This window comes from Membranihabitans marinus (assembly GCF_021729155.1).
Classification (GTDB): Bacteria; Bacteroidota; Bacteroidia; order Chitinophagales; family Saprospiraceae; genus Membranihabitans; species Membranihabitans marinus.
Genome location: NZ_JAJQYA010000024.1, coordinates 38,807 through 58,594, shown reverse-complemented (window position 1 = coordinate 58,594; position 19,788 = coordinate 38,807). Strand labels below are relative to the sequence as shown.

General features: G+C 40.1%; 16 protein-coding genes. 10 read left to right on the top strand and 6 right to left on the bottom strand.

Features of this window, described 5'->3' with window-relative positions:
* Nucleotides 1-221 precede the first annotated feature (221 nt).
* From tig to LVD51_RS14095, 6 genes are all read left to right on the top strand, one after another.
* Nucleotides 222-1,622, top strand: coding sequence for a trigger factor (tig, locus tag LVD51_RS14120; RefSeq protein ID WP_236972041.1), 1,401 nt, complete (start codon nt 222-224; stop codon nt 1,620-1,622).
* Between the two features lie 105 nt (nt 1,623-1,727).
* Nucleotides 1,728-2,417, top strand: a complete 690-nt coding sequence (locus LVD51_RS14115; protein WP_262912790.1) for a ClpP family protease — start codon at nt 1,728-1,730, stop codon at nt 2,415-2,417.
* Between the two features lie 27 nt (nt 2,418-2,444).
* Nucleotides 2,445-3,692 carry an ATP-dependent Clp protease ATP-binding subunit ClpX gene (gene clpX / locus LVD51_RS14110; protein WP_236972040.1) on the top strand — a complete coding sequence of 416 codons (1,248 nt, stop codon included), beginning with the start codon at nt 2,445-2,447 and terminating at the stop codon, nt 3,690-3,692.
* A 163-nt stretch (nt 3,693-3,855) separates the two neighbouring features.
* Nucleotides 3,856-4,608, top strand: coding sequence for a tRNA pseudouridine(38-40) synthase TruA (gene truA, locus LVD51_RS14105; RefSeq protein ID WP_236972039.1), 753 nt, complete (start codon nt 3,856-3,858; stop codon nt 4,606-4,608).
* A gap of 95 nt (nt 4,609-4,703) precedes the next feature.
* Entirely contained in the window at nt 4,704-5,864 is a 1,161-nt protein-coding gene (gene dinB, locus LVD51_RS14100) for a DNA polymerase IV (protein WP_236972038.1), read from the top strand.
* A gap of 105 nt (nt 5,865-5,969) precedes the next feature.
* Entirely contained in the window at nt 5,970-7,124 is a 1,155-nt protein-coding gene (locus LVD51_RS14095) for a TlpA family protein disulfide reductase (protein WP_236972037.1), read from the top strand.
* A 305-nt stretch (nt 7,125-7,429) separates the two neighbouring features.
* On the opposite strand, the gene LVD51_RS14090 is transcribed toward LVD51_RS14095, so the two are convergent.
* Nucleotides 7,430-8,539 carry an OmpA family protein gene (locus tag LVD51_RS14090; protein ID WP_236972036.1) on the bottom strand — a complete coding sequence of 370 codons (1,110 nt, stop codon included), beginning with the start codon at nt 8,537-8,539 and terminating at the stop codon, nt 7,430-7,432.
* Nucleotides 8,540-8,803: 264 nt separating this feature from the next.
* Here LVD51_RS14090 and LVD51_RS14085 point away from each other — a divergent pair, with 264 nt between their 5' ends.
* The 3 genes from LVD51_RS14085 to LVD51_RS14075 all read left to right on the top strand — a co-directional run bounded on the left by LVD51_RS14085 (nt 8,804) and on the right by LVD51_RS14075 (nt 11,862).
* A complete protein-coding gene (locus LVD51_RS14085) occupies nt 8,804-9,208 on the top strand; it encodes a hypothetical protein (RefSeq protein ID WP_236972035.1) in 405 nt (134 codons plus the stop codon).
* A gap of 11 nt (nt 9,209-9,219) precedes the next feature.
* The gene (locus LVD51_RS14080) at nt 9,220-9,921 is read left to right on the top strand and encodes a thioredoxin domain-containing protein (protein WP_236972034.1); all 702 of its coding nucleotides are present in this window, start codon (nt 9,220-9,222) and stop codon (nt 9,919-9,921) included.
* Nucleotides 9,922-11,235: 1,314 nt separating this feature from the next.
* Nucleotides 11,236-11,862 (top strand): porin family protein, encoded by a 627-nt coding sequence (locus tag LVD51_RS14075; protein ID WP_236972033.1) that lies wholly within the window; start codon nt 11,236-11,238, stop codon nt 11,860-11,862.
* A gap of 36 nt (nt 11,863-11,898) precedes the next feature.
* Here LVD51_RS14075 and LVD51_RS14070 read toward each other — a convergent pair whose 3' ends face one another.
* Nucleotides 11,899-14,187, bottom strand: coding sequence for a TonB-dependent receptor (locus tag LVD51_RS14070; protein WP_236972032.1), 2,289 nt, complete (start codon nt 14,185-14,187; stop codon nt 11,899-11,901).
* Nucleotides 14,188-14,401: 214 nt separating this feature from the next.
* Between LVD51_RS14070 and LVD51_RS14065 the strand changes: the two genes are divergently transcribed.
* Nucleotides 14,402-15,808 (top strand): ArnT family glycosyltransferase, encoded by a 1,407-nt coding sequence (locus LVD51_RS14065; RefSeq protein ID WP_236972031.1) that lies wholly within the window; start codon nt 14,402-14,404, stop codon nt 15,806-15,808.
* On the opposite strand, the gene LVD51_RS14060 is transcribed toward LVD51_RS14065, so the two are convergent.
* The 4 genes from LVD51_RS14060 to LVD51_RS14045 are packed head-to-tail and all read right to left on the bottom strand — an operon-like array spanning nt 15,802 to nt 19,762.
* A complete protein-coding gene (locus LVD51_RS14060) occupies nt 15,802-16,452 on the bottom strand; it encodes a class I SAM-dependent methyltransferase (RefSeq protein ID WP_236972030.1) in 651 nt (216 codons plus the stop codon). The genes LVD51_RS14065 and LVD51_RS14060 overlap by 7 nt on opposite strands.
* 32 nt (nt 16,453-16,484) lie before the next feature.
* Nucleotides 16,485-17,927 carry a D-alanyl-D-alanine carboxypeptidase/D-alanyl-D-alanine endopeptidase gene (dacB, locus tag LVD51_RS14055; protein ID WP_236972029.1) on the bottom strand — a complete coding sequence of 481 codons (1,443 nt, stop codon included), beginning with the start codon at nt 17,925-17,927 and terminating at the stop codon, nt 16,485-16,487.
* 10 nt (nt 17,928-17,937) lie between these two features.
* The gene (locus LVD51_RS14050) at nt 17,938-18,873 is read right to left on the bottom strand and encodes a succinylglutamate desuccinylase/aspartoacylase family protein (protein ID WP_236972028.1); all 936 of its coding nucleotides are present in this window, start codon (nt 18,871-18,873) and stop codon (nt 17,938-17,940) included.
* Nucleotides 18,854-19,762, bottom strand: coding sequence for an ATP-grasp domain-containing protein (locus LVD51_RS14045; protein WP_236972027.1), 909 nt, complete (start codon nt 19,760-19,762; stop codon nt 18,854-18,856). Before LVD51_RS14045 ends, LVD51_RS14050 begins: the two co-directional genes overlap by 20 nt.
* Nucleotides 19,763-19,788: the final 26 nt, after the last annotated feature.

The window sequence follows — 19,788 nt, the reverse complement described above, 5'->3', positions numbered from 1 at the left end:
ATCTGCCTTTAATGTATCTAGATGGTGAGTAGTTGTTTTGGCGAATTAAGTCCTTGTACAGAGTTGTCGATAGAGAGTTTCTTCAAAAATCATCGTGAATACATTTTTTAAATAATATTGATATGGTTTTCAGTTCCATAATAAATGAACTAAAATATTCGGCCTACTGCACTAAGATAGGCCTTTCTTATTTTATATAAATGATCAAATAAATTGTTCAAATGAATGTAGATTTCAATAAGATAGATGATTTAAATGCCCAAATAAAAGTTTCTGTTGAGGTAGAAGATTATGCGGAAAAATTGGCTTCTGAGTTAAAGACCTATCAGAAAAAATCCAGTATGAAGGGTTTTAGAAAAGGGAAAACGCCTAAGTCAATGGTGGAAAAAATGTATGGCAAATCATTGTTGGCCGACATTGTAAACCAAGAATTGCAAGAAGGCTTGTCCAATTATTTGAAAGAGGAAAAAATTGAATTTCTCGGACAACCCATTCCTTCAGAAGATCAAGCATTGATTCAGTTTGATACCAAGTCCAATAAAGCCTATGAATTTATCTTCGATTTGGGTTTGACCCCAGAATTTGAAGTTGCAGGGTTGGAAGACAGCTATACTTACTACGATGCCATTATCCCAGACGAAGATGTAGAGACTGAGTGGGAGCGATACCGCAAACAAAAAGGTGAGCGAGTAGATGTAGAAGAGGGATTTGAAGACAATGACTATTTGACCTTCAATGCCAAGGAATTGGAAGATGGAGTGGAAAAACCCAATGGTTTGGAAGCGACTGTAAGTGTTTTGGTTTCCTTGATCGACGACCAAGAAGTAAAAGATAAAGTACTCGCAGCCAAAAAAGGCGATAAAATCCAATTCAATGTTCTGACTTTGGAAAAAGATAGAACTGAAGAATACGTTCGCAAATACATCCTAAAATTGGATGACGAGGAAATGGATAGAGAATTTAACCCTACTTTCGAAGGGGAAATTGTCGAGGCGAAACGAGTGGAATTGGCTGAAGTTAACCAAGAATTCTTAACCTCTGTTTTCGGAGAAGAAGTGGAGACTGAAGAAGCTGCCAAAGAAGTTATCGCCAAAGAAATAAAGACTTATTACGATTCTCAGGCCGATGCTATCCTGTTTCGCAATGTGCAAACCAAATTGATGGAAAGCAGTGATATTACCTTGCCGGACGAATTTTTGAAGAGATGGTTGGCCGTGAGCAATGAAACTGTATCCAAGGAGCAGATCGAATCGGAATACGATTCTTATTTTGCAGACAACCTTCGATGGACATTAATCAGAAACAAATTGGTTAAAGCCAAAGAAATAGAAATTTTACCTGAGGATATCCAAAACGAATTGCGACGACGTGTGATCCAATATGCAGGTGGATACAATCTCGGAGAAGAATTTATCGAACAAACCGTTCAGCGATTGATGCAAGATCAGAAGCAAGTGGAGGAGGCTTACGAAGAGTCTTTGGCCGCTAAGCTATTCGATGCATTGAAAGTTGACCTTACTTTGGAGAGTGAGGCCATTGCTCAAGATGATTTGATGGAAAAAATTCAAGGTCTTAGAGCAGAACAGCAGGGGAGTGCTGTAGATTCAACGGAGGAAGAGTAACTTATAAGACCGAGAAGGGCTAAATTTCTATAGAATGTTGTTTTTTATGGGGAGTCAGCCTAAACAATTTCATATCTAGTTGTTTATTCTTTAAAATAATATAAAATGAATTTTCAAGAAGAATTTAAAAAATACGCCGTAAAACACAGAGGAATTAGCTCGGCACACTTGGATAAGTTTATGAATACCACCGTACCCAATATTCATGGATTTACACCTCAGGTCATTGAAGAACGACAGATGAATATTGTAGGGATGGACGTTTTTTCAAGGTTGATGATGGATAGAATTATATTTATGGGTGTTCCTGTAAATGATTATGTGTCCAATGTAGTACAAGCTCAATTGTTGTTCTTGGAGAGTACCGATGCCAAACGCGACATTCAATTGTTTATCAATAGTCCTGGTGGATCGGTAATCGATGGAATGGGGATATATGATACTATGCAATACGTAGGTCCTGATATCGCTACCATCTGTACTGGATTGGCCGCTTCTATGGGAGCAGTCCTATTGTGTGCTGGTACCAGCGGCAAGCGTACCTGTCTACCGCATTCAAGAGTAATGATTCACCAACCCTCAGGTGGGATGCAAGGTCAGTTTACCGATATGGAAATATCGTACAAGTTGATTAAGCAACTCCGCGGTGAACTTTACAACATAATGTCTCATCACACGGGCAAAACCTTTGAAGAAATAGAAAAAGATAGCGATAGAGATAATTGGATGACAGCCATAGAAGCTAAAGAGTATGGCTTGGTTGATGAAGTGTTGGCACGTGCCAAATCAGTCTAATCTTATTCACCAATAACTTTGAATGAAATGGAAGAAAATGTAAATTGCTCATTTTGTGGGAGAACGAAGAAAGATGCTCTGGTATTAATAGCCGGGCTCAATGGACATATTTGTGAACTATGTGTAGAGCAAGCCCACGATATTATTCATTCAGAATTGGAAGATAATTCGGATAGTTCTGAGGCCAATTCCAAACTCGGACAACTGCCAGAAGGTATTACTCCCAAGAAGATAAATAGCTTTTTGGACGACTATATCATAGGTCAAACTGAGGCCAAGAAATATTTGTCTGTAGCGGTGTATAATCATTACAAGCGTATTTCTCAGCAGCTGAAGGGCGAAGATGAAGTAGAGATTGAAAAATCAAATGTATTATTCGTCGGTAGAACGGGTACGGGTAAAACCCTACTTGCCAAAACCATAGCCAAGATGCTCAATGTCCCTTTTGCCATTGTTGATGCAACGGTATTTACCGAAGCGGGTTATGTGGGAGAAGATGTAGAAAGCATACTGTCTCGACTCTTACAAGCCTGTGATTATGATGTCAATGCCGCAGAGAAAGGTATTGTGTATATCGATGAGATCGATAAGATAGCCCGGAAAAGCGACAATCCATCCATCACTAGAGATGTGTCGGGAGAAGGTGTTCAGCAGGGATTGTTGAAATTGTTGGAAGGTGCCGAGGTCAATGTGCCACCTTATGGAGGTCGAAAACACCCGGAACAGAGAATGATTACCATTAATACTGAAAATATCTTGTTTATTTGTGGTGGTGCTTTTGACGGTGTTGAAAAGATAATTGCTCGACGAAAGAATACTTCAGTCATTGGTTATAAATCACAGGAGAACGCCGTAGAAGATCCAGAAACACTGTTGCAATATGTCAATCACCACGATCTCAAACAGTTTGGTTTAATTCCAGAATTGTTGGGACGGGTACCGGTATTGACTTATTTGAATCCCTTGACCAAAGAGACCTTGGTCAGTATTTTGACCAAACCCAAAAATGCTATTTTAAAACAATACAAGAAATTGTTTGAATTGGAAGGCATCGATTTACATTTTACCAATGGTGCGATTGAATATATAGCAGAACAAGCACTGGCTTATAAGTTGGGGGCTAGAGGGCTGCGAAGTATTTGCGAAGCCATAGTGACCGATGCTATGTACGAAGCGCCTTCTATGGACAAAGTGGAGCGACTGGTTATCGATAAGGAGTATGCTAAGCGAGAATTTAGCAAATCGAAAATTAAAAAATTAGACGAGGCAGCTTAGAGATATCAGAATAATTGTTATCTTTATTACTGCTAATGTTACGGATATGTAATTCATATCTATAGAAACAAAAAGATAGGAGAGGTTGATCAATAGATCAATCTCTTTTTTTGTCGAGCTACTGGAAGTCTTCCTCAACCCCTGCATATTTACCTTATAGTCTATGCGTTATTTTATTCATCTTACATATAAAGGCAGTCATTATTCTGGATGGCAATCCCAACCCAATGCTCAGGGCGTCCAGGGTGTGATAGAAGATCGTTTGAGTCGGATCTTGCGCAGTAATATAGCTATTGTGGGGTGTGGCAGGACGGATACCGGTGTTCACGCCAGCGATTATTATGCCCATTTCGATACCGATGCTGTAGTGAATGATGAATTGGTGTTTCGCCTTAACAATTTTCTGCCGCAGGATATTGCCGTTTACGATATTATACCAGTGGAAGATCACCACCATGCCAGGTTCAATGCCCTGCGTAGAAGCTATATCTATAACCTTCACTTTCAAAAAAATCCCTTTTTACAGGATCGATCATTTTATTATTATAAAGCCAAACATTTCGATGTCCATCGGTTAAATGAAATGAGTGAGTTGTTGCTCAGTTACGGTGATTTTTACCCTTTTTGTAAATTGCATTCCGATGTAAATAATTATCGCTGCCAACTCTCTCGCTGTCATTGGAAGGCTATAGAAGGAGGCTATGAGATGCATATTTCTGCCGATCGATTCCTCCGAGGTATGGTTCGTCTGATCGTGGGTGCTAGTTTACTATATGCGGAAGGCAAAATTCAGCTGTCTGGAGTTAAAACGGCCATGGATGAGCAGTCTAGGCTTGAAAAAAATTGGTCGGTACCACCTCAAGGTTTGTTTTTATCCAAAATTGAATATCCTTTTATAGAATCATCACAGCGTTAGTCAATATTTTTTGTCGAAAAATGCGACATTGTCTGTGATTCATTGATTAAATAGTTGTATATTTCGACATATTTATTGATTTAATTAGGGTAGCAATGTATGATAGGGCCATCGTTCATATGGATTTAGATTCATTTTTTGTATCTGTAGAGTGTCTCAAGAACAGCCAACTACTGGGTAAGCCCTTATTGATAGGAGGTATGAGTAGTCGAGGTGTCGTGGCTTCATGTAGTTATGAAGCAAGGCGGTTTGGCGTGCATTCTGCCATGCCGGTTAAGATGGCGTTGAGGCTATGTCCCCAAGCCATTGTTATGCGAGGTGATATGGATGAATACTCCAAATATTCGACCTTGGTTACCGACATTATCGGTGAAGATGCGCCGGTGTTTGAAAAATCTTCTATCGACGAATTTTATCTCGATATCAGTGGAATGGATCGATTCTTTGGCTGCTTTAAATGGACACAAGAGCTTCGGCAAAAAGTGATTAAGGAGAGTGGTTTGCCTATTTCTTTTGGTTTGTCCGTCAATAAATTGGTTTCAAAAATTGGTACTGGTGAAGCGAAGCCCAATGGGGAAAAACAAATTACCAAGGGCACAGAACGCAATTTTTTAGCTCCATTATCTACGCGCAAGATACCTGGTGTAGGACCGCAAACTTATAAGAAATTAAGTTTTATGGGCATCCGTCACATCTATACTTTGCGAGATATTCCGATTCGTCTGCTCGAAAGAGAATTTGGCGATCACGGTAAACAGTTGTGGTACAAGGCCAATGCCAAAGACAACAGTCCGGTAGTTCCCTACACCGAACAAAAATCTATGTCCAAGGAACGTACCTTTGTTGAAGATACCTTGGATATGGTCTTTATTCGACAAAAAATCATTGCCATGGTCGACGATTTGGCCTATGAATTGCGCAAGAGTGGCAAGTTGACCTGTCAGGTTACCGTGAAAATACGGTACGCAGATTTTAATACTTACACTAAACAAAAGCGGATTCAGTATACGGCCAACAACAAGATATTGTTGGGACATATTTTGCATTTGTTCGAACAATTGTACCAACGAAGACAACTTATTCGATTGGTTGGGATTAAGTTTGGAAGTTTGGTGTATGGTAATTTTCAGATTAATTTGTTTGACGATACCGTTGAGGAAATCGATTTGTTGAAGCAAATGGATGTTATAAGAAATCGGTTCGGAGCCAAGGCTATTCAGCGAGCATCTTCTCTTTCTTTGCCTGTAAAGTCTTAAAATGTAGACATTAATCTATGATTTTTAATTATAATGTATTAATTTGACCGAGTGAAAATATACGGGATTCACAGATTCAGCGTTATACCCAATAATCACTCACTTATGTCATATTTTAAAAATGTAGTATTGTTGTTGTTTGTTTTCCTGAATGGCTATGCAAAAACCAATGCAGAAACCAATGCAGAAACCAATCAACCTGCCATACAACTCAGTGAGTGGATACAATCCTCTCAGATGACTCAATTGGCTGATCATCAATTTATACTAATCGAATTTTGGGCGACATATTGCGGTCCTTGTCACCAGATAAAAGATCACATCGAATACCTACAAAGGGAAGACCGAGAAAACCTATTTGTATTGTCCCTGACCAATGAATCGCCCTTTGTGGTAGAGCAATTTTTACAGGGCCGATCAATGCAGACGGCAGTTGCACTAGACGATGAAGGCAGGACCTTTGAAAGGTATAAGGTCACTTCTATGCCCTATGCAGTATTGCTGTCACCGGGGGGACATCTGATATGGAAAGGCCATCCCAGTGCTCTCAATCCACAGATATTGGGTGGGATAATGGCCGACAATAATGAAGTCGCCCTGCCTTTAAGTAAAAAATTGGCACTTCGTCCGGTCGTCAAAGAGGAATTGGAGGCTGAATTTATCCAATATGGGGAATTTAGATTTAGAGAATTGCCCTATCCTTGTCCATATTCAAAACAAATACGGGGATCAGACTTTCATATTACCGGAAGTTTACAGCATATATTGAGTGATATATTGCCTATAGAGAATCATCAAATTCGCTCGGATCAAGAAGCTAAATATTTAGAATTGTATTGTGATACCAGCCAATTGTACTCTTCCATTCAGCAGATTACAGAATCATTGTTGGAAAAATACCACCTCACTTTGGCTTCAGAGCAAAATCAGGTAAAACAATTGGAAATGCATATCGTCGATAGTCAGCAGTTGTGGCAGACCAACGTCATAGACTGGGGCGTGGACAGTCCGGGGTTTTTGATTGATGATAGAAATATAAAGGCGGATAATCAGACATTGAGTCAATTGGCTCAGAAACTAGGATCTGTTATTGGCGCTCAGATCAATGTATTGTACGACGATGGTAGCCTCCACGATTGGGATATCCATATTAAACATTATTCCCTGATGGAGGAGCAACTCGCGTCGGAATATGGCATCGAGATCAGGGATGTCGGTTGGACCCAGGAACATGTCTTATTGCTGCGCTCTATGGAGTAATACCAAATACCTTTACTCATTTCTTGAAGATTTGGAATTTGAGATCATTCACCACAAAGATCACAAAAGTTTTTTCAATGGACACAAAGAATGGTGGCAACTGGTGGATAATAAACCTTCTGATGATTGTAGAGCCGTGCTATTAGAGCAGCGCGCCATGCATTATACTCCATATTTTTTCAAATAAAATGGAGTGTCCCTAGGTTAGGGCGGTGAAATAAAAAAAAGAGTAGATTGTGAAACACAACCTACTCTCCTTAAACAACCTTTATAAATAACTACCTCAAATGCGAATTTTTAGCTGGTTAATTCCCGAGTACTCTAAACTCAGTTCTTCTATTGGCATGGTGCTCACTTTCAGAGCAATCTACTCCATTGCTACATCTGTTCTTAAGTCTGGTTTCCCCAAACCCTTTGGCGATAAGACGATTTCTGTTGATGCCTTTAGAAGCGAGATAATTGACCACAGATTCGGCTCTGCGCTGAGAAAGATCCATATTGTAGTCATCGTTTCCTCTAGCATCTGTATGGGATGCGATCTCTACAGAGATATTGGCTTTGTCCTTCATTAGATCTAAGATGGTCTCATCGATTATCTTTCTGGCATTGGCCGTTAAGGCTGCACTGTTGTAATCATATAAGATGGGTAGGATGGAATATTCTGTCAACTTACAATCTACTTCTTCCCAAACCGTTAATCCGCCTTGTTTAACCAATACGGTTTTGGTTACGGTTTCGTATACCGCAGGCACTTTCACACTAGTGTATGATGCTGGTGTAACCAAGACTTCTTTCGTGATTTCATCGTACACTGCAGGAATGATTTCTTCCTCCATTCGAGCTGGTGTTTTGATGACTTGCTTAGTATAACTATCATTGATTCTATTGACGGGGACATCATTGGTAGCGGCATCTGCCACGACAGTGGTCAACGCCAAAGTTGTACTTTGAGAAGGGTATTCTTTCCAACACAAGGCCTGACAATTTTCCTTGTTGGGATATGGACAGTCCTCTAAAGTGGTATATTCCCAGCCCGCTGTTTGAGGGTAAACCTCAATGGTTCTGCTGTCGGAACCAAATTTGGCATCGACGATGGTTAAATCCGTACGGCCTTCCTTCTTTACAAAATCGACCTCCACCGTTTCGTACACGGCGGGAACATAGGTGTATTTCTTGCTTTCTTCTTTGACCAATACTCGCTCGGTAACTGTTTTGTAAGTAGCGGGAACTATGGTCAATTTGCTATAGGCCGCTTTGGTCATGACTTGAACACTTTCTTCTTTGAATTCGTCTTTCGTTATACATTTAATATAGCATTTGCCCGGTTCGGGATTGGGTGGTAATCCCTGATCTTGTGCTTTAGATATGCCCATTGAAACCATAAAGCCCAGAGCAATTAGTAAAAGATTTTTCATGTTGAAATTATTTTATTTGAGTTTAATACATTCGCTATTTATACGAAACATTGTATTAAAAGTCACAATTCATCAAAATTATAATTGCTACATACCTTAAATGTCTATGATGTAAAAACAATCCAGTTCTGTTTTTATTAAAATATAAACATTGGGAATTAAATATGGGTTGAGAGGATTTATAATTGAGGAAATGAATATTATCTTAGAGTAAGTAGTCGTTATTAACAATAGGTATTTTACCATCACTAAAAGAATAAAAATATGCGAATCGCGTCTTCTGTAGGACTGTATGGACTTGTTTTTTGGTTAATCATGGGTTGTGGTACTTCCAAGATGACCTTTCCTATATCTACCGTTGTTCCAGCAGCAGAAGTAGAAGTAAAGGTGAAAAAAGACGATAATGACAATTATGGTATTCAATTAAAAGCCAAATACCTGGCTTCTCCACAGCGACTCTCTCCCTCCAAAAGAACTTATGTACTATGGGCAAAAACCGCAGAGAGTGGAGTGAAAAACATTGGTCAACTGACTTCAGAAGCCTCAAGAACAGTACAATTTAAAACCTCTATTCCATATCGACCTATTCAGTTTTTTATTACCGCAGAAGACGATGCTACCGTGCAGTGGCCGAGCTATCAAGAATTGATGCGAACCAATGTCTTTTAAAATTTTTGTAAATGATGCTATCTCGACTTTGTTTTTCTACCATTGCAGTGGTTTTTATGGGGTTAAGTTCACTCATGGCTCAATCCTTAAGTCCGCAGGAATTTTATAAATCTATCGATAGCTTGGAAGGTATCGAAATATTGGACGTCAGAACTCCAGTAGAGTTCAAATCCGGACATCTATACAATGCTTTAAATATCGATTGGAAGGATGATAACTTCAAAGAAATGGCGGCATTAATCCCCCAATCAAAACCTATTTATATTTATTGTTTAAGTGGAGCCCGAAGTGCAGCAGCTGCCAAAGAATTGCGATCGATGGGCTATTCTCAGGTATGGGAAATGAAAGGAGGACTGCTCCAATGGAGAAAATTTGACTATCCAGAGCGTAAACTGGAAACCGTTGAGGGAATGTCAATGGATATGTATACGGATTCGTTGAAGTCGAAGCCCTATGTCTTAGTTGATTTCTATGCCGAATGGTGTGCGCCCTGTAAGAAAATGGCTCCCGTTCTGGCTGAAATAGCTTTAGAAAAACAAGATCAATTATCCCTTTTTAAAGTAGATACCGACGAGCATCAATCTCTGTGTAAAGAACTGGTGGTTGACGTCGTACCTCGATTGATATTATACCATAAGGGCAAAGCCGTCTGGCAACACGATGGATACATCAGTCGGGAAGAATTGTTAAGTCAACTGACGATGATTCCATAACCATTATTTCAAAGCCAAGGCTCTTATACGAATTACATTTATAATTTATAAGCTCAGTCATACCTCGGCACAGTGGCCTCGGTTCCATCGTCAAATGCCGATTTACGGCATTTGGTTGCCATTCTGGCAACTTTACTCAGTCACACCGTAGCTACGGCTATGCTGGCACTCCCTCCCGAGACGCTGAGGTTTCGGTTCCTTCAATTTTATTATGTTATTATTGAAAAATGTAATTTAATACTTCTCGATTTTAATGTAGTGTTGTCACGACACGGAGGCTGGCCACCCATCCGAGGTACAGAGACCTCGGCTCCCTCATCCAATCCACATTAAGTGGATTGGGTACTTCGTACTGCATTTGGTCGTTCTCGCCAGAGCCCGATTTACGGGCTCAGGTGCAAGCACTTTGCTCGTTCACACCCGGAACGCGGTGGCCAACCCACCCGAAACACGGAGGTTTCGGTTCCTTCACCCAATCGACATTTAGTCGATTGGATACTCTTGGCCACCCACCCGAGGAATGGAACCCTCGGTTCCTTCATCCAATCCACATTTACTGGATTGGGTTGTCCTCTGGACAACTTCATTCAGTCATGTTCAGTCATCCTCGTCAAAGGTCGATTTACGATCTTTGATCCTTTTGTCCACCCACCCGAGGGATGGAACCCTCGGTTCCTTCATCCAATTGATATTTAATCAATTGGGTTACTCTTCGAGTAACTGCATTCAGTCATGCTCGGTCATCCTCGTTGAAGGTAGGTTTACTACCTTCAGTACTTCGTACTTTACTCGGTTATCTTTCGATTTATTGTAGAGCCACAACTGAATGAAGTAGTAGTATGATAGACTACCAAATGCTCTTAATTTAGGGGTGTTTTTTGTATTTACTCCAAGTGGTCCTTTCAGGACTTTATTATTGTTATACTAGTTTGAAATAACCGGTGGGTAATTATTTTCACTTCAAATAATTTAACATTTTTCAAATTAATTTAAATAAATATTGAGATTTCCATCCATCAATCCATCGTCTCCCTTTTGTAAGCTTACAAGTAATACAAATTACATTTATAATTAACGGTAATCTTTCGATTTATTGTAGAGACGCAATGCATTGCTTCTAAAATATTTTGGATTGAGACGTAATGATTTATAGGGCAGTCATGCCTTGGCATGGTAGCCTCGGTTCCTTCGCCGAAGGTCGATTTACGACCTTCGATGCTTTGCATTTCGCTCGGTCATTCGAAATCTTTTCCGTCATCATAAAATGTAATTCATATTATACAAATTACATTACAACCTTTAAATTGAATAATTATGAAAAATATAGTATTAGGCATAGCCATGATGATGTTGTTGGGATGGAGTAATCGCGCCGATGCACAGGATATCAATTATGGAATTATGGTCGGTGGAGGTATTTCACAACTTCAATTAAATGTTCTCGATGGTTTGCCCGTGTTTTCTAACAATCCTATAGCCAGCTATCAGGTCAATGGATTTCTTCAGTATAAACCATCGGATTATTGGGGACTGCGTATAGAGCCTGGATATATCCGCAAGGGGGGTGAGATCGGTATACTGCCTTCGATAACCACAGTAAAGACCGATCTCAAAATGGATTATATTCACATGCCTATGTTGTTTCAGTTTTATCCAAGAAATTATATTTCTGCAGAAGTTGGACCTGAATTAAGTTACTTGGTCAACTCCAACGTAGATTATTTATCTCTCATAATGGATCCAATCAAAAATAAATTTAACCTTGGAATTAATGCCGGATTGACTTATCATACCGAAGGTCCATTGTCTATTGGACTTAGATACAATAAGGTATTCACCCCGATCCAGAAAATTCCATTGGAGGGTTTTGCCGGGATTTTTCAAAAAGATATTAATTTAACCCAGCAAAATTTCAGTTTAGTCGTTTCATTGCAATTATAAAGATACCCCCTTGGTCGAGGATCATAACCCTTATTTTTAGTAAATATCAAACTTAATACCCAGATAAAATTCTCGACCATGATTTGGGGAAAATGCATAAGCCGTATCAAAGTAGGGACTGAATCCGGGATCGGCATTGACATCGTTGTAGCCCACCAAAGGAGAATAATACTGTCTGTAATTGAAGATGTTTTGTAAGCCGGCATAGATGGATATGTTTTTGCCCAATTCTTTGTTGCACTGGATATTGTGGAGGCTAAAGACCGGACTAGTTGTCGGTCTGGCATGGGTCAGGGGCTGACCTTCAGAGGAAAGATCATAAACCGTAGGCAGAGTCATGGGGCCTGTAATTCGACCTGTATAGGATATGGAAAAACGATGTTTGGCCCAGCTGTAATTGGCGGTGAAAACCCCAGTCCAGTTTGGAGCAAATTCTATGTTTCGAGTTTCATTGTCGCCATCAATATTGCGTTCAACTTCTACGGCATTCTGAAAATTCATGCCCAAGCTCAGTCGCAGAGGAAATAAAAATCCATAATTTATATTAGCTCCAATGCCTTTGGTGGATGCATGGCCATTGGAATTGCCATAAATAATTTGACCAGGAGTATCGTAATCGGGAATAATCTTATTGGTAAAATAGGTGTAGTAAGCATCGATGTCTATACTTCCGGCGCCTTCGAAAAGGGCAAAAACCCGGTTGAAATTTAATGCCATATTGTAGGATCTTTCGGGTTTGAGAGCTTCGGTAATGACTACTTCTCTCTGCCCTGTCACAAAGGCGTGGTCTTCAGTGAAGAGATTCACTATCCTAAATCCCGTCCCCATATTGATTCTGAAACTACTGCCATCTGTCCATTTGTTTTTGATATTGATTCGCGGTGAAAATATCAGTCCATGATCTTTGTAATGATCCAATCGAGCGCCGGAAAGCAGTGTCCATTTGGGACTAATGGACCATTCGTCTTGAATAAATAGGCCAGGAATATATTGGATGTCGCGTTGATTCACTGTATTGCCCATAGCATCGGTGACCGATGTAGCCTCGGAATTGTCATCGTATATTTGGTAGCGATTCGTCCAGCCCATCAATATGTCGTGATTCCCAGGGTTGATATTCCACAATAAATTATTGTACAATATGGATTGATCTGCCAAATATTGAGCATCTCCATAATAGCTATCTTGATGATGGTCGGACCATGAAAACTCCAATCTTAAATCTGGTTTGGTGTTAAATACATATTTGCCAAACAATTCCAAACGCTTAGTATATATACTCTCTCCGTAGATGGAAGAACTGCCACGCAGATCTCTATAATTTCGATCGACCAGGTATTCTTCTACTCCATTTCGGCGATCTTCGTAGTAATATCGGCCTACAATGGAAAACTCCTTGCCACTTTTTCTGTCGATATTCCATTTGCTAAATATCGACCATCGATCTAGATTGACACCATCCCCAAAACCATCTTGGTTGACGTCGTCGAAATCGTTGATATAGGCAAAATTTACTCCGATATATCCATTGGCATTTTTGAATTTTGGGGCAAGGGCTAGATTGCCAAATGTTTCCACATGGCTGGTTTCCATGATGTCTAGAGACAGGAATGGTTGTTCTTTGACGTCCTTGGTAATGATGTTGACTACTCCAGCCACAGCTTCCGAACCGTAGAGGGTGCTATTGGGTCCTTTAATCACCTCCATTCTATCGATGATCATACTCGGTATACCGTTGAGACCGTACACTGAAGCCAAATTGCCAAACATAGGCATTCCATCTATAAGTACGGCTGTGTATGGGCCTGGAAGTCCATTGATACTGATGCTATTAGTATAGCATACTCCACAGGCAATGACTTCTTCAACTCCATTGATGAGTTGGATGCTTTCAACTATGGATGATGCAGCAATAGGCATGAAGGTTTCGAGCTGTTTAAAAGAGATGACATCGATCTTTATCGGAGATTCCGATACATAGGTGGGTTTCATACTGCCAGTAACTACGATTTCGTCCATGGCTAAGATGGATTCCATGACAATATTCAATTCCATACTGTCCAAATCTTCGGTATAAATGGGGATTTGTTTTTTCAAATGACCTACAAAGGTGATTTCTAGATGGAATTCACCTTGTTGATCTAAGTTTAAACGGTACTGACCACCATCATCGGCTACAGTTACATCGGAAGATTCCATTACTCTGATGGTTGCAAAAGGGAGTATGTCGGACTCAGAACTGATTTGACCGTATATCACAGTTTCTTGGGCCGAAACGGTAGAGACCCATACGATGGAAAATAAAAGGGAGATAATGTGTCTCATAATATTTGTTTTCATAATGCAAACATAAAAAGTTTTATTGATCTAACTTATATTGTTTGATAGTTTTTTTAAAAAAATATCTCAACAATTATGAAGCTTGAAAAAGCCGTAATGATCCATATCGATTTTTGGCTTGCGATGGACGCTGAATTTATTCTGAGGAGTTGGCTATTTTTTTATAAATTGAACTTGATTAGGATGAAATTTATACAATATGAAGATGGCAAATTGGCTGTATGACCATGGAATGTTAACTATAATAGTGGTGTTTTTTATTGGACGTTTGGTCTTTACCACTCAGCCTCCAATAGAATATCAACATACTTGGCGACAGTCGACGGGCCTGATGTATGCCCGAAATTTTTTGGAAACCGATGCCAATATATTTCATCCCCGCATCGATGACAATGCAGGTGGGACTGGTATCGTGGTTTTAGAATTTCCCATTATGTACTATATTCATGCAGCCATCTCTATTCCATTTGGCTACCAGCATTATTATAGTCGAATTATCAATTTATTAGTCTCTTCACTAGGTATTTATTTTTTCTATCTGTTGGTGCTCAAATACTTCAATCCAAGGGTGGCGCTGTTTTCGGCTTCCATCCTCCTTACCTCGATTTGGCTGGCTTTTGCACGCAAGACCATGCAGGATACTTTTGCCATTTCTTTGATGATTATCGGTTTGTATTACATCGATGCCTACTTTTCAAAAGGGAGGTGGCGAGATATAATACTTTACTTTTTATTGACATCGTTGGCCTGTCTGGCCAAGATTCCGGCCGTTATTTACTTTATTTTTCCTATGATGTTGATCATTAAATACAAGGATGTCAATACTCGGGTATTTATGATGTTGGTCAGCTCTGGGATATCGGTGTTAATGTGTTTTGCTTGGTATTTTATATATGCGCCCTATATTTCCAAAAAATATGGTTATTGGCATAATTTAGGGGAGTCATTCACCGATGGGTTTTTACATTTGTTACAAGATATTCCGACGGTATTGCAGCGGTTTTTTCACGACGGCGGTCAATCCTTTATTTTTATTATCCTTTTTTTATGGGGTTGGATGTATTTGTTTAAGACCAAGGCCAAGTGGTATTTTTTAAGTATTGGTGGGTTTACAGCCCTCTTTCTCTTGTATATGGTCAAGAGTGGCAATTACTTTTTATGGCATAATTATTACATCATTCCATACGTACCTATTTTTGCGATCGTCGTATCGATCACCTTGGATAATATAAAGTCCAAGAAGTTGGCCTATGGACTCTTGGTCGTCGGCATGTTGGAGGGATTGTTTCAACAGGCAAAAGATTTTTCGAACTCGCCCAATGAGGAGTACAAGGAAAAATTGGAAGTCTTAGTTCCTCAGTTTTCAAATGAAGATGATAAAATTTGTTTGGTAAGTTCTGGCAATCCCATTGGATTTTATTTTGCGCACCGGAAAGGTTGGATGGAGACCAAGGGGAATAAATTGGAAGATGAATTTTTACAAAAAATTATTGATCAAGGGGTTACTTTACTCATCGTCAATAAGCGGTTTTCACAGGATAAATACGACAGACCATTGAAGTATGAAGATGATGATTACGCGATTTACGAGTTGAAATCCTATTGACGGATACTGCCCAAAACAATGTATTGGTAAGTCAGTGATGAGGTGTCCAATTGAGTAGAAAACCCTGCGTCGGTTAGATCTTGAATTAATTTTTGATATTCGATACGCTCGTTATCAGGTGGACCATTGGGGAAATCTGCATTTTTAAATTCAATAAAAATTAATTTGCCATCTGGCTTTAGTGCCGTTTTTATTTGACTTAAGAATGAGGCCTTATTCTCAATATAAGGGTAGGTGCTCACCAACAATGCACCGTCGACTTCACCTGGTTTAAGGGCAGATGTGCCAGGCTGTGTAAGGCGAATGTCCACCTTCTCCTGTAAATCTTTCGGCAATTCTGTAACCTTACTCTTCATATAGGCTACCATGGTGCTGTCGATATCTACCGCTATCATCTTTTTTACCTTGGGTAAACTGTGAAAGGTGAAATATCCAGTACTGGCTCCGATGTCGGCTATGACCTTGTTTTCTAAATTGTTGCCAAATAGTTCAATTACGTAATTGGGCTTTTGCCAAATATGTCTTTGCTCACTTTCGTAGAATGAAATATGATCATACAATTGATTGCTGTCTTCGCTAGATAATTGTTGTTGATCAGATTCTAGGGGATTGCCTTTGCATCCGAGAAATAAGGGCAAGAGCATGAAAAAATAAAGATAATGTTTCTTTGGCTTAGTCAACGTTCTAAATATTGAGGTAATTTCAGTAGAAAATTTTGAATCCGATATCTCATAGCTGAAGAACTACAGGAATAATTGTCTAAAATAATACAAAAACTATATACCTTGTTTGTCGAAATAAAAATATATCCAGAATAACTTCTCTGTCTTCCGATAAATCCACTTTTTGCCTTGACGACCATATCGCTGGGTTTATTTCTCAACATGGACTTAACCGTCCCCTCCTTACCCATTTTTGGCAGACTGGCTTGAAAATCTGAAAACCATGTGGAATCCTTGTAAATAGTCTGTAAAATGTCAGTAAATAATCGAGCAGAACTGGCATTCCGGGGACTGAGGCCACTGCCGTCAACTATGAAACCTTGGTCGACATCTACTCCTTGAGATTCGTAAAATGACATCATTGACTTTTTGCCGCAATCAAAAGTCGAACTAGATGACGGTTGGTCACAAATCAATTTCATTAGGGCTTCTGCATAGAGATTGACCGATTTGAAATTGGTGACTCGGGCAATGTCCTTGAGAGGAGGAGACCAGTGGGTATACAAGGTCTGTGTCGGTGACTGAGATTCTTTGGTCACTACGAGTTCGCCAGATACCTGGATGTTGTGAACACTGAGATGATTTTCAATAATTCGTCCTACATAGGTCGGAGGATTGGAAATACTTCCCCGAATACTAAAAGTGCCATTTCCTTTGGGAATCGTTCCCCTCACCGTCCCATGCCACCCATTGGGGGAAGCATATATATATGAGCGATCTCCGCTGTTGGCAGGACCAGACAGTACTTCATTGGCCAGTTCAAAACCCGGTAAGGTAGGTTCAAAACCCAGTATCGTAGTCGGTTGACCGAGGTTGGGATTTTGTTTAAATATTAAAGTGTATTCGTTGTTGTTGACATTGATAGACCAATGACCAGCACCGTAATAATTGCCCAAATCTGCCCATGGCCAACCCGAGGGTACATTCTGCCCTTTAACCGCACTGTCATCTATGATGATATTGCCTTTGATGGTATTGATTTTGTGGACTTTTAATTGATCTACTATGCTGTCCAACCACTGTTGAACCGATATATTGTCTTCAAAGTAGTCAGAGCCCAAAGTAGGGTCCCCAGATCCCTTGATGATAAGGTCGCCCTGCAAGCTACCGCCTGCGATCTTACCAGTATAGCCAACTATGGTTGAATACCTGTAATCAGAGCCCAAGAGCTTTAGAGAAGCCGCCGTTGGCAGTATTTTTTGTATGGAGGCCGTTGGCAGCGCCCTTTGACCATCGTATTCCAATACCACTTCATCCTTGACCACATCGCGTACGACTATGGATGCGGAGCCATGATTCAGACAGTCGGGTTGCAACAGAGATTGGGTCCACTCCTGTGCATACAAGAGTGAATTTGTCCAGATAAAAAAGCTTAAAAGTAGTATTACTGATTTCATTTTAAAGGTCTTATTCATAGGCTATGTGAAATAATGCATCACCTATGTTGACTACTGGATTGTTGTTGTGGCCTATAATATAACCCGTTCTTGTCGCCAAAATAGGTATTTTTTCTTCCCCTATGGGAGAATAAATATAGCCTAAGATATCGGTTTTTTTGACATGGTGTCCGGACGGCGTTTTCCAGATAAAAATCCCAGATTGTGGAGCCCTCAACCAACTGAGCTTTTTAAAGCTCAAACAGTCGGTGTCATGTTGGGGCATTGGTTCCAACATGTTTTTGTGACGCAAGACATTTTTGATGCCTTCTATTCCTATGGCTATAGAGTCTTGATCCAACCTCAAAGATTCCCCCGCTTCATAGACGATGATGGGGATGTTTTTGGTTTTTGCTTGGGCTCGCAAAGTTTTTCGAATGGTAGAATTGGCGATGACAATGGGCGGTTTGAAAGCGTAGGCCAATTCCCTTCCTTCTTCAGAACCGGTGGTATATCTAATTTGAGGAAAATTGAATCGATTATCTCCCCCAGTATGCATATCAATTCCAAAGTCGATGATGGGCAGTATTTTTTTCGTCATTACATGAGCTACCCTAGAGGCCAGGGATCCTTTACTGTTGCCGGGGAAACTTCTATTTACATCCTTGCCATCAGGTAGATAGCGAGAAAAATTCATAAAGCCATAGGTATTCAAAACGGGAATAGCGATAACACTTCCCGAGGTGAGTTGATTGAAAAGATTTGTTTCAATGCATCGTCTAACGATTTCTATGCCATTGATTTCATCCCCGTGCATTCCCGCCAAAATAAGGACGGTTGGACCAGGATTAGTCGAACGAAAAACCCTAGCTCGAACACTTACTTTGGATCCAGAGGGCAATTTGCAAATCAGTAACTTTATTTCGCGATTACTTCCCGGATCTATGTTAAACCCGTTTATCCGCATAGGCTTGTTTTTTTTGATGGTATCCCTGTTCTATAAATTCAACAATTTTTCCAGCGACATTGACGCCTGTGGTTTTTTCAATCCCTTCTAGACCAGGTGAGGCATTGACTTCGATGACGTATGAGTGCTTTTGACCTCTAAGCATATCTACACCGGCTATTTTTAATCCCAATACCCGAGCCGCTTTTAAAGCATAATTTTGTTCCTCAGTAGTGAGACGAACCATGGATGCTCTTCCTCCTCTGTGGAGATTGGATCGAAAATCACCTTCTGCTGCTTGGCGTTCCATGGCGGCAACAATCTTTCCATCGACGATAAATATACGCAAATCACAGCCGTTGGACTCGTGAATAAACTGCTGCAACATGGCCTTTTGTTTGAGGTGGTATAGGGTGTCGGTAATCGACTCCACACTTTTTTGGCTATTGGCAATCATGACCCCTAATCCGTGTGTACTGTCCAACAGTTTAATAATAACAGGCAATTTTAATTCCGATTTAAAAAAATTGTTGTTGAACTCCAAGTAGTTCATGATCATCGTATCGGGAATGGGGATATTGTGAGAGGCTAAGATTTGTAGAGTTTGCAATTTGTCCCTCGACTGCATTAAAGCATCGGAAGAAGTAGTGCAAAATACATTCATTAACTCAAATTGACGGATAATCGATGAGCCCAAAGAAGTCACAGAACTGCCAATGCGCGGCAAGACTGCATCGACCTCACCTATGGGATTGCCATAAGACCTTACTTCCATCTGCCCATTCTTGATCAACAAATCAATCGACAAGTGATCTATAATTTCCACTTCATGTCCTCTACGCATACAGGCGCGCGCTAGGCTTTGTGTAGAATACAATGCCAGGCTTCGAGAAAGGATTAATATTTTCATTCCATTAATTTAACAGACATTTCTAT

What these genes read in the sequence shown, in the direction of transcription:
- LVD51_RS14090 (WP_236972036.1), bottom strand. Translation starts at nt 8,539, where the DNA reads ATGAAAAATCTTTTACTAATTGCTCTGGGCTTTATGGTTTCAATGGGC.
- LVD51_RS14060 (WP_236972030.1), bottom strand. Translation starts at nt 16,452, where the DNA reads ATGCTCTTGCCCTTATTTCTCGGATGCAAAGGCAATCCCCTAGAATCT.
- LVD51_RS14080 (WP_236972034.1), top strand. Translation starts at nt 9,220, where the DNA reads ATGATGCTATCTCGACTTTGTTTTTCTACCATTGCAGTGGTTTTTATG.
- clpX (WP_236972040.1), top strand. Translation starts at nt 2,445, where the DNA reads ATGGAAGAAAATGTAAATTGCTCATTTTGTGGGAGAACGAAGAAAGAT.
- truA (WP_236972039.1), top strand. Translation starts at nt 3,856, where the DNA reads ATGCGTTATTTTATTCATCTTACATATAAAGGCAGTCATTATTCTGGA.
- dacB (WP_236972029.1), bottom strand. Translation starts at nt 17,927, where the DNA reads ATGAAATCAGTAATACTACTTTTAAGCTTTTTTATCTGGACAAATTCA.
- tig (WP_236972041.1), top strand. Translation starts at nt 222, where the DNA reads ATGAATGTAGATTTCAATAAGATAGATGATTTAAATGCCCAAATAAAA.
- LVD51_RS14075 (WP_236972033.1), top strand. Translation starts at nt 11,236, where the DNA reads ATGAAAAATATAGTATTAGGCATAGCCATGATGATGTTGTTGGGATGG.
- LVD51_RS14085 (WP_236972035.1), top strand. Translation starts at nt 8,804, where the DNA reads ATGCGAATCGCGTCTTCTGTAGGACTGTATGGACTTGTTTTTTGGTTA.
- LVD51_RS14115 (WP_262912790.1), top strand. Translation starts at nt 1,728, where the DNA reads ATGAATTTTCAAGAAGAATTTAAAAAATACGCCGTAAAACACAGAGGA.
- LVD51_RS14050 (WP_236972028.1), bottom strand. Translation starts at nt 18,873, where the DNA reads ATGCGGATAAACGGGTTTAACATAGATCCGGGAAGTAATCGCGAAATA.
- LVD51_RS14065 (WP_236972031.1), top strand. Translation starts at nt 14,402, where the DNA reads ATGAAGATGGCAAATTGGCTGTATGACCATGGAATGTTAACTATAATA.
- LVD51_RS14070 (WP_236972032.1), bottom strand. Translation starts at nt 14,187, where the DNA reads ATGAGACACATTATCTCCCTTTTATTTTCCATCGTATGGGTCTCTACC.
- LVD51_RS14045 (WP_236972027.1), bottom strand. Translation starts at nt 19,762, where the DNA reads ATGAAAATATTAATCCTTTCTCGAAGCCTGGCATTGTATTCTACACAA.
- dinB (WP_236972038.1), top strand. Translation starts at nt 4,704, where the DNA reads ATGTATGATAGGGCCATCGTTCATATGGATTTAGATTCATTTTTTGTA.
- LVD51_RS14095 (WP_236972037.1), top strand. Translation starts at nt 5,970, where the DNA reads ATGTCATATTTTAAAAATGTAGTATTGTTGTTGTTTGTTTTCCTGAAT.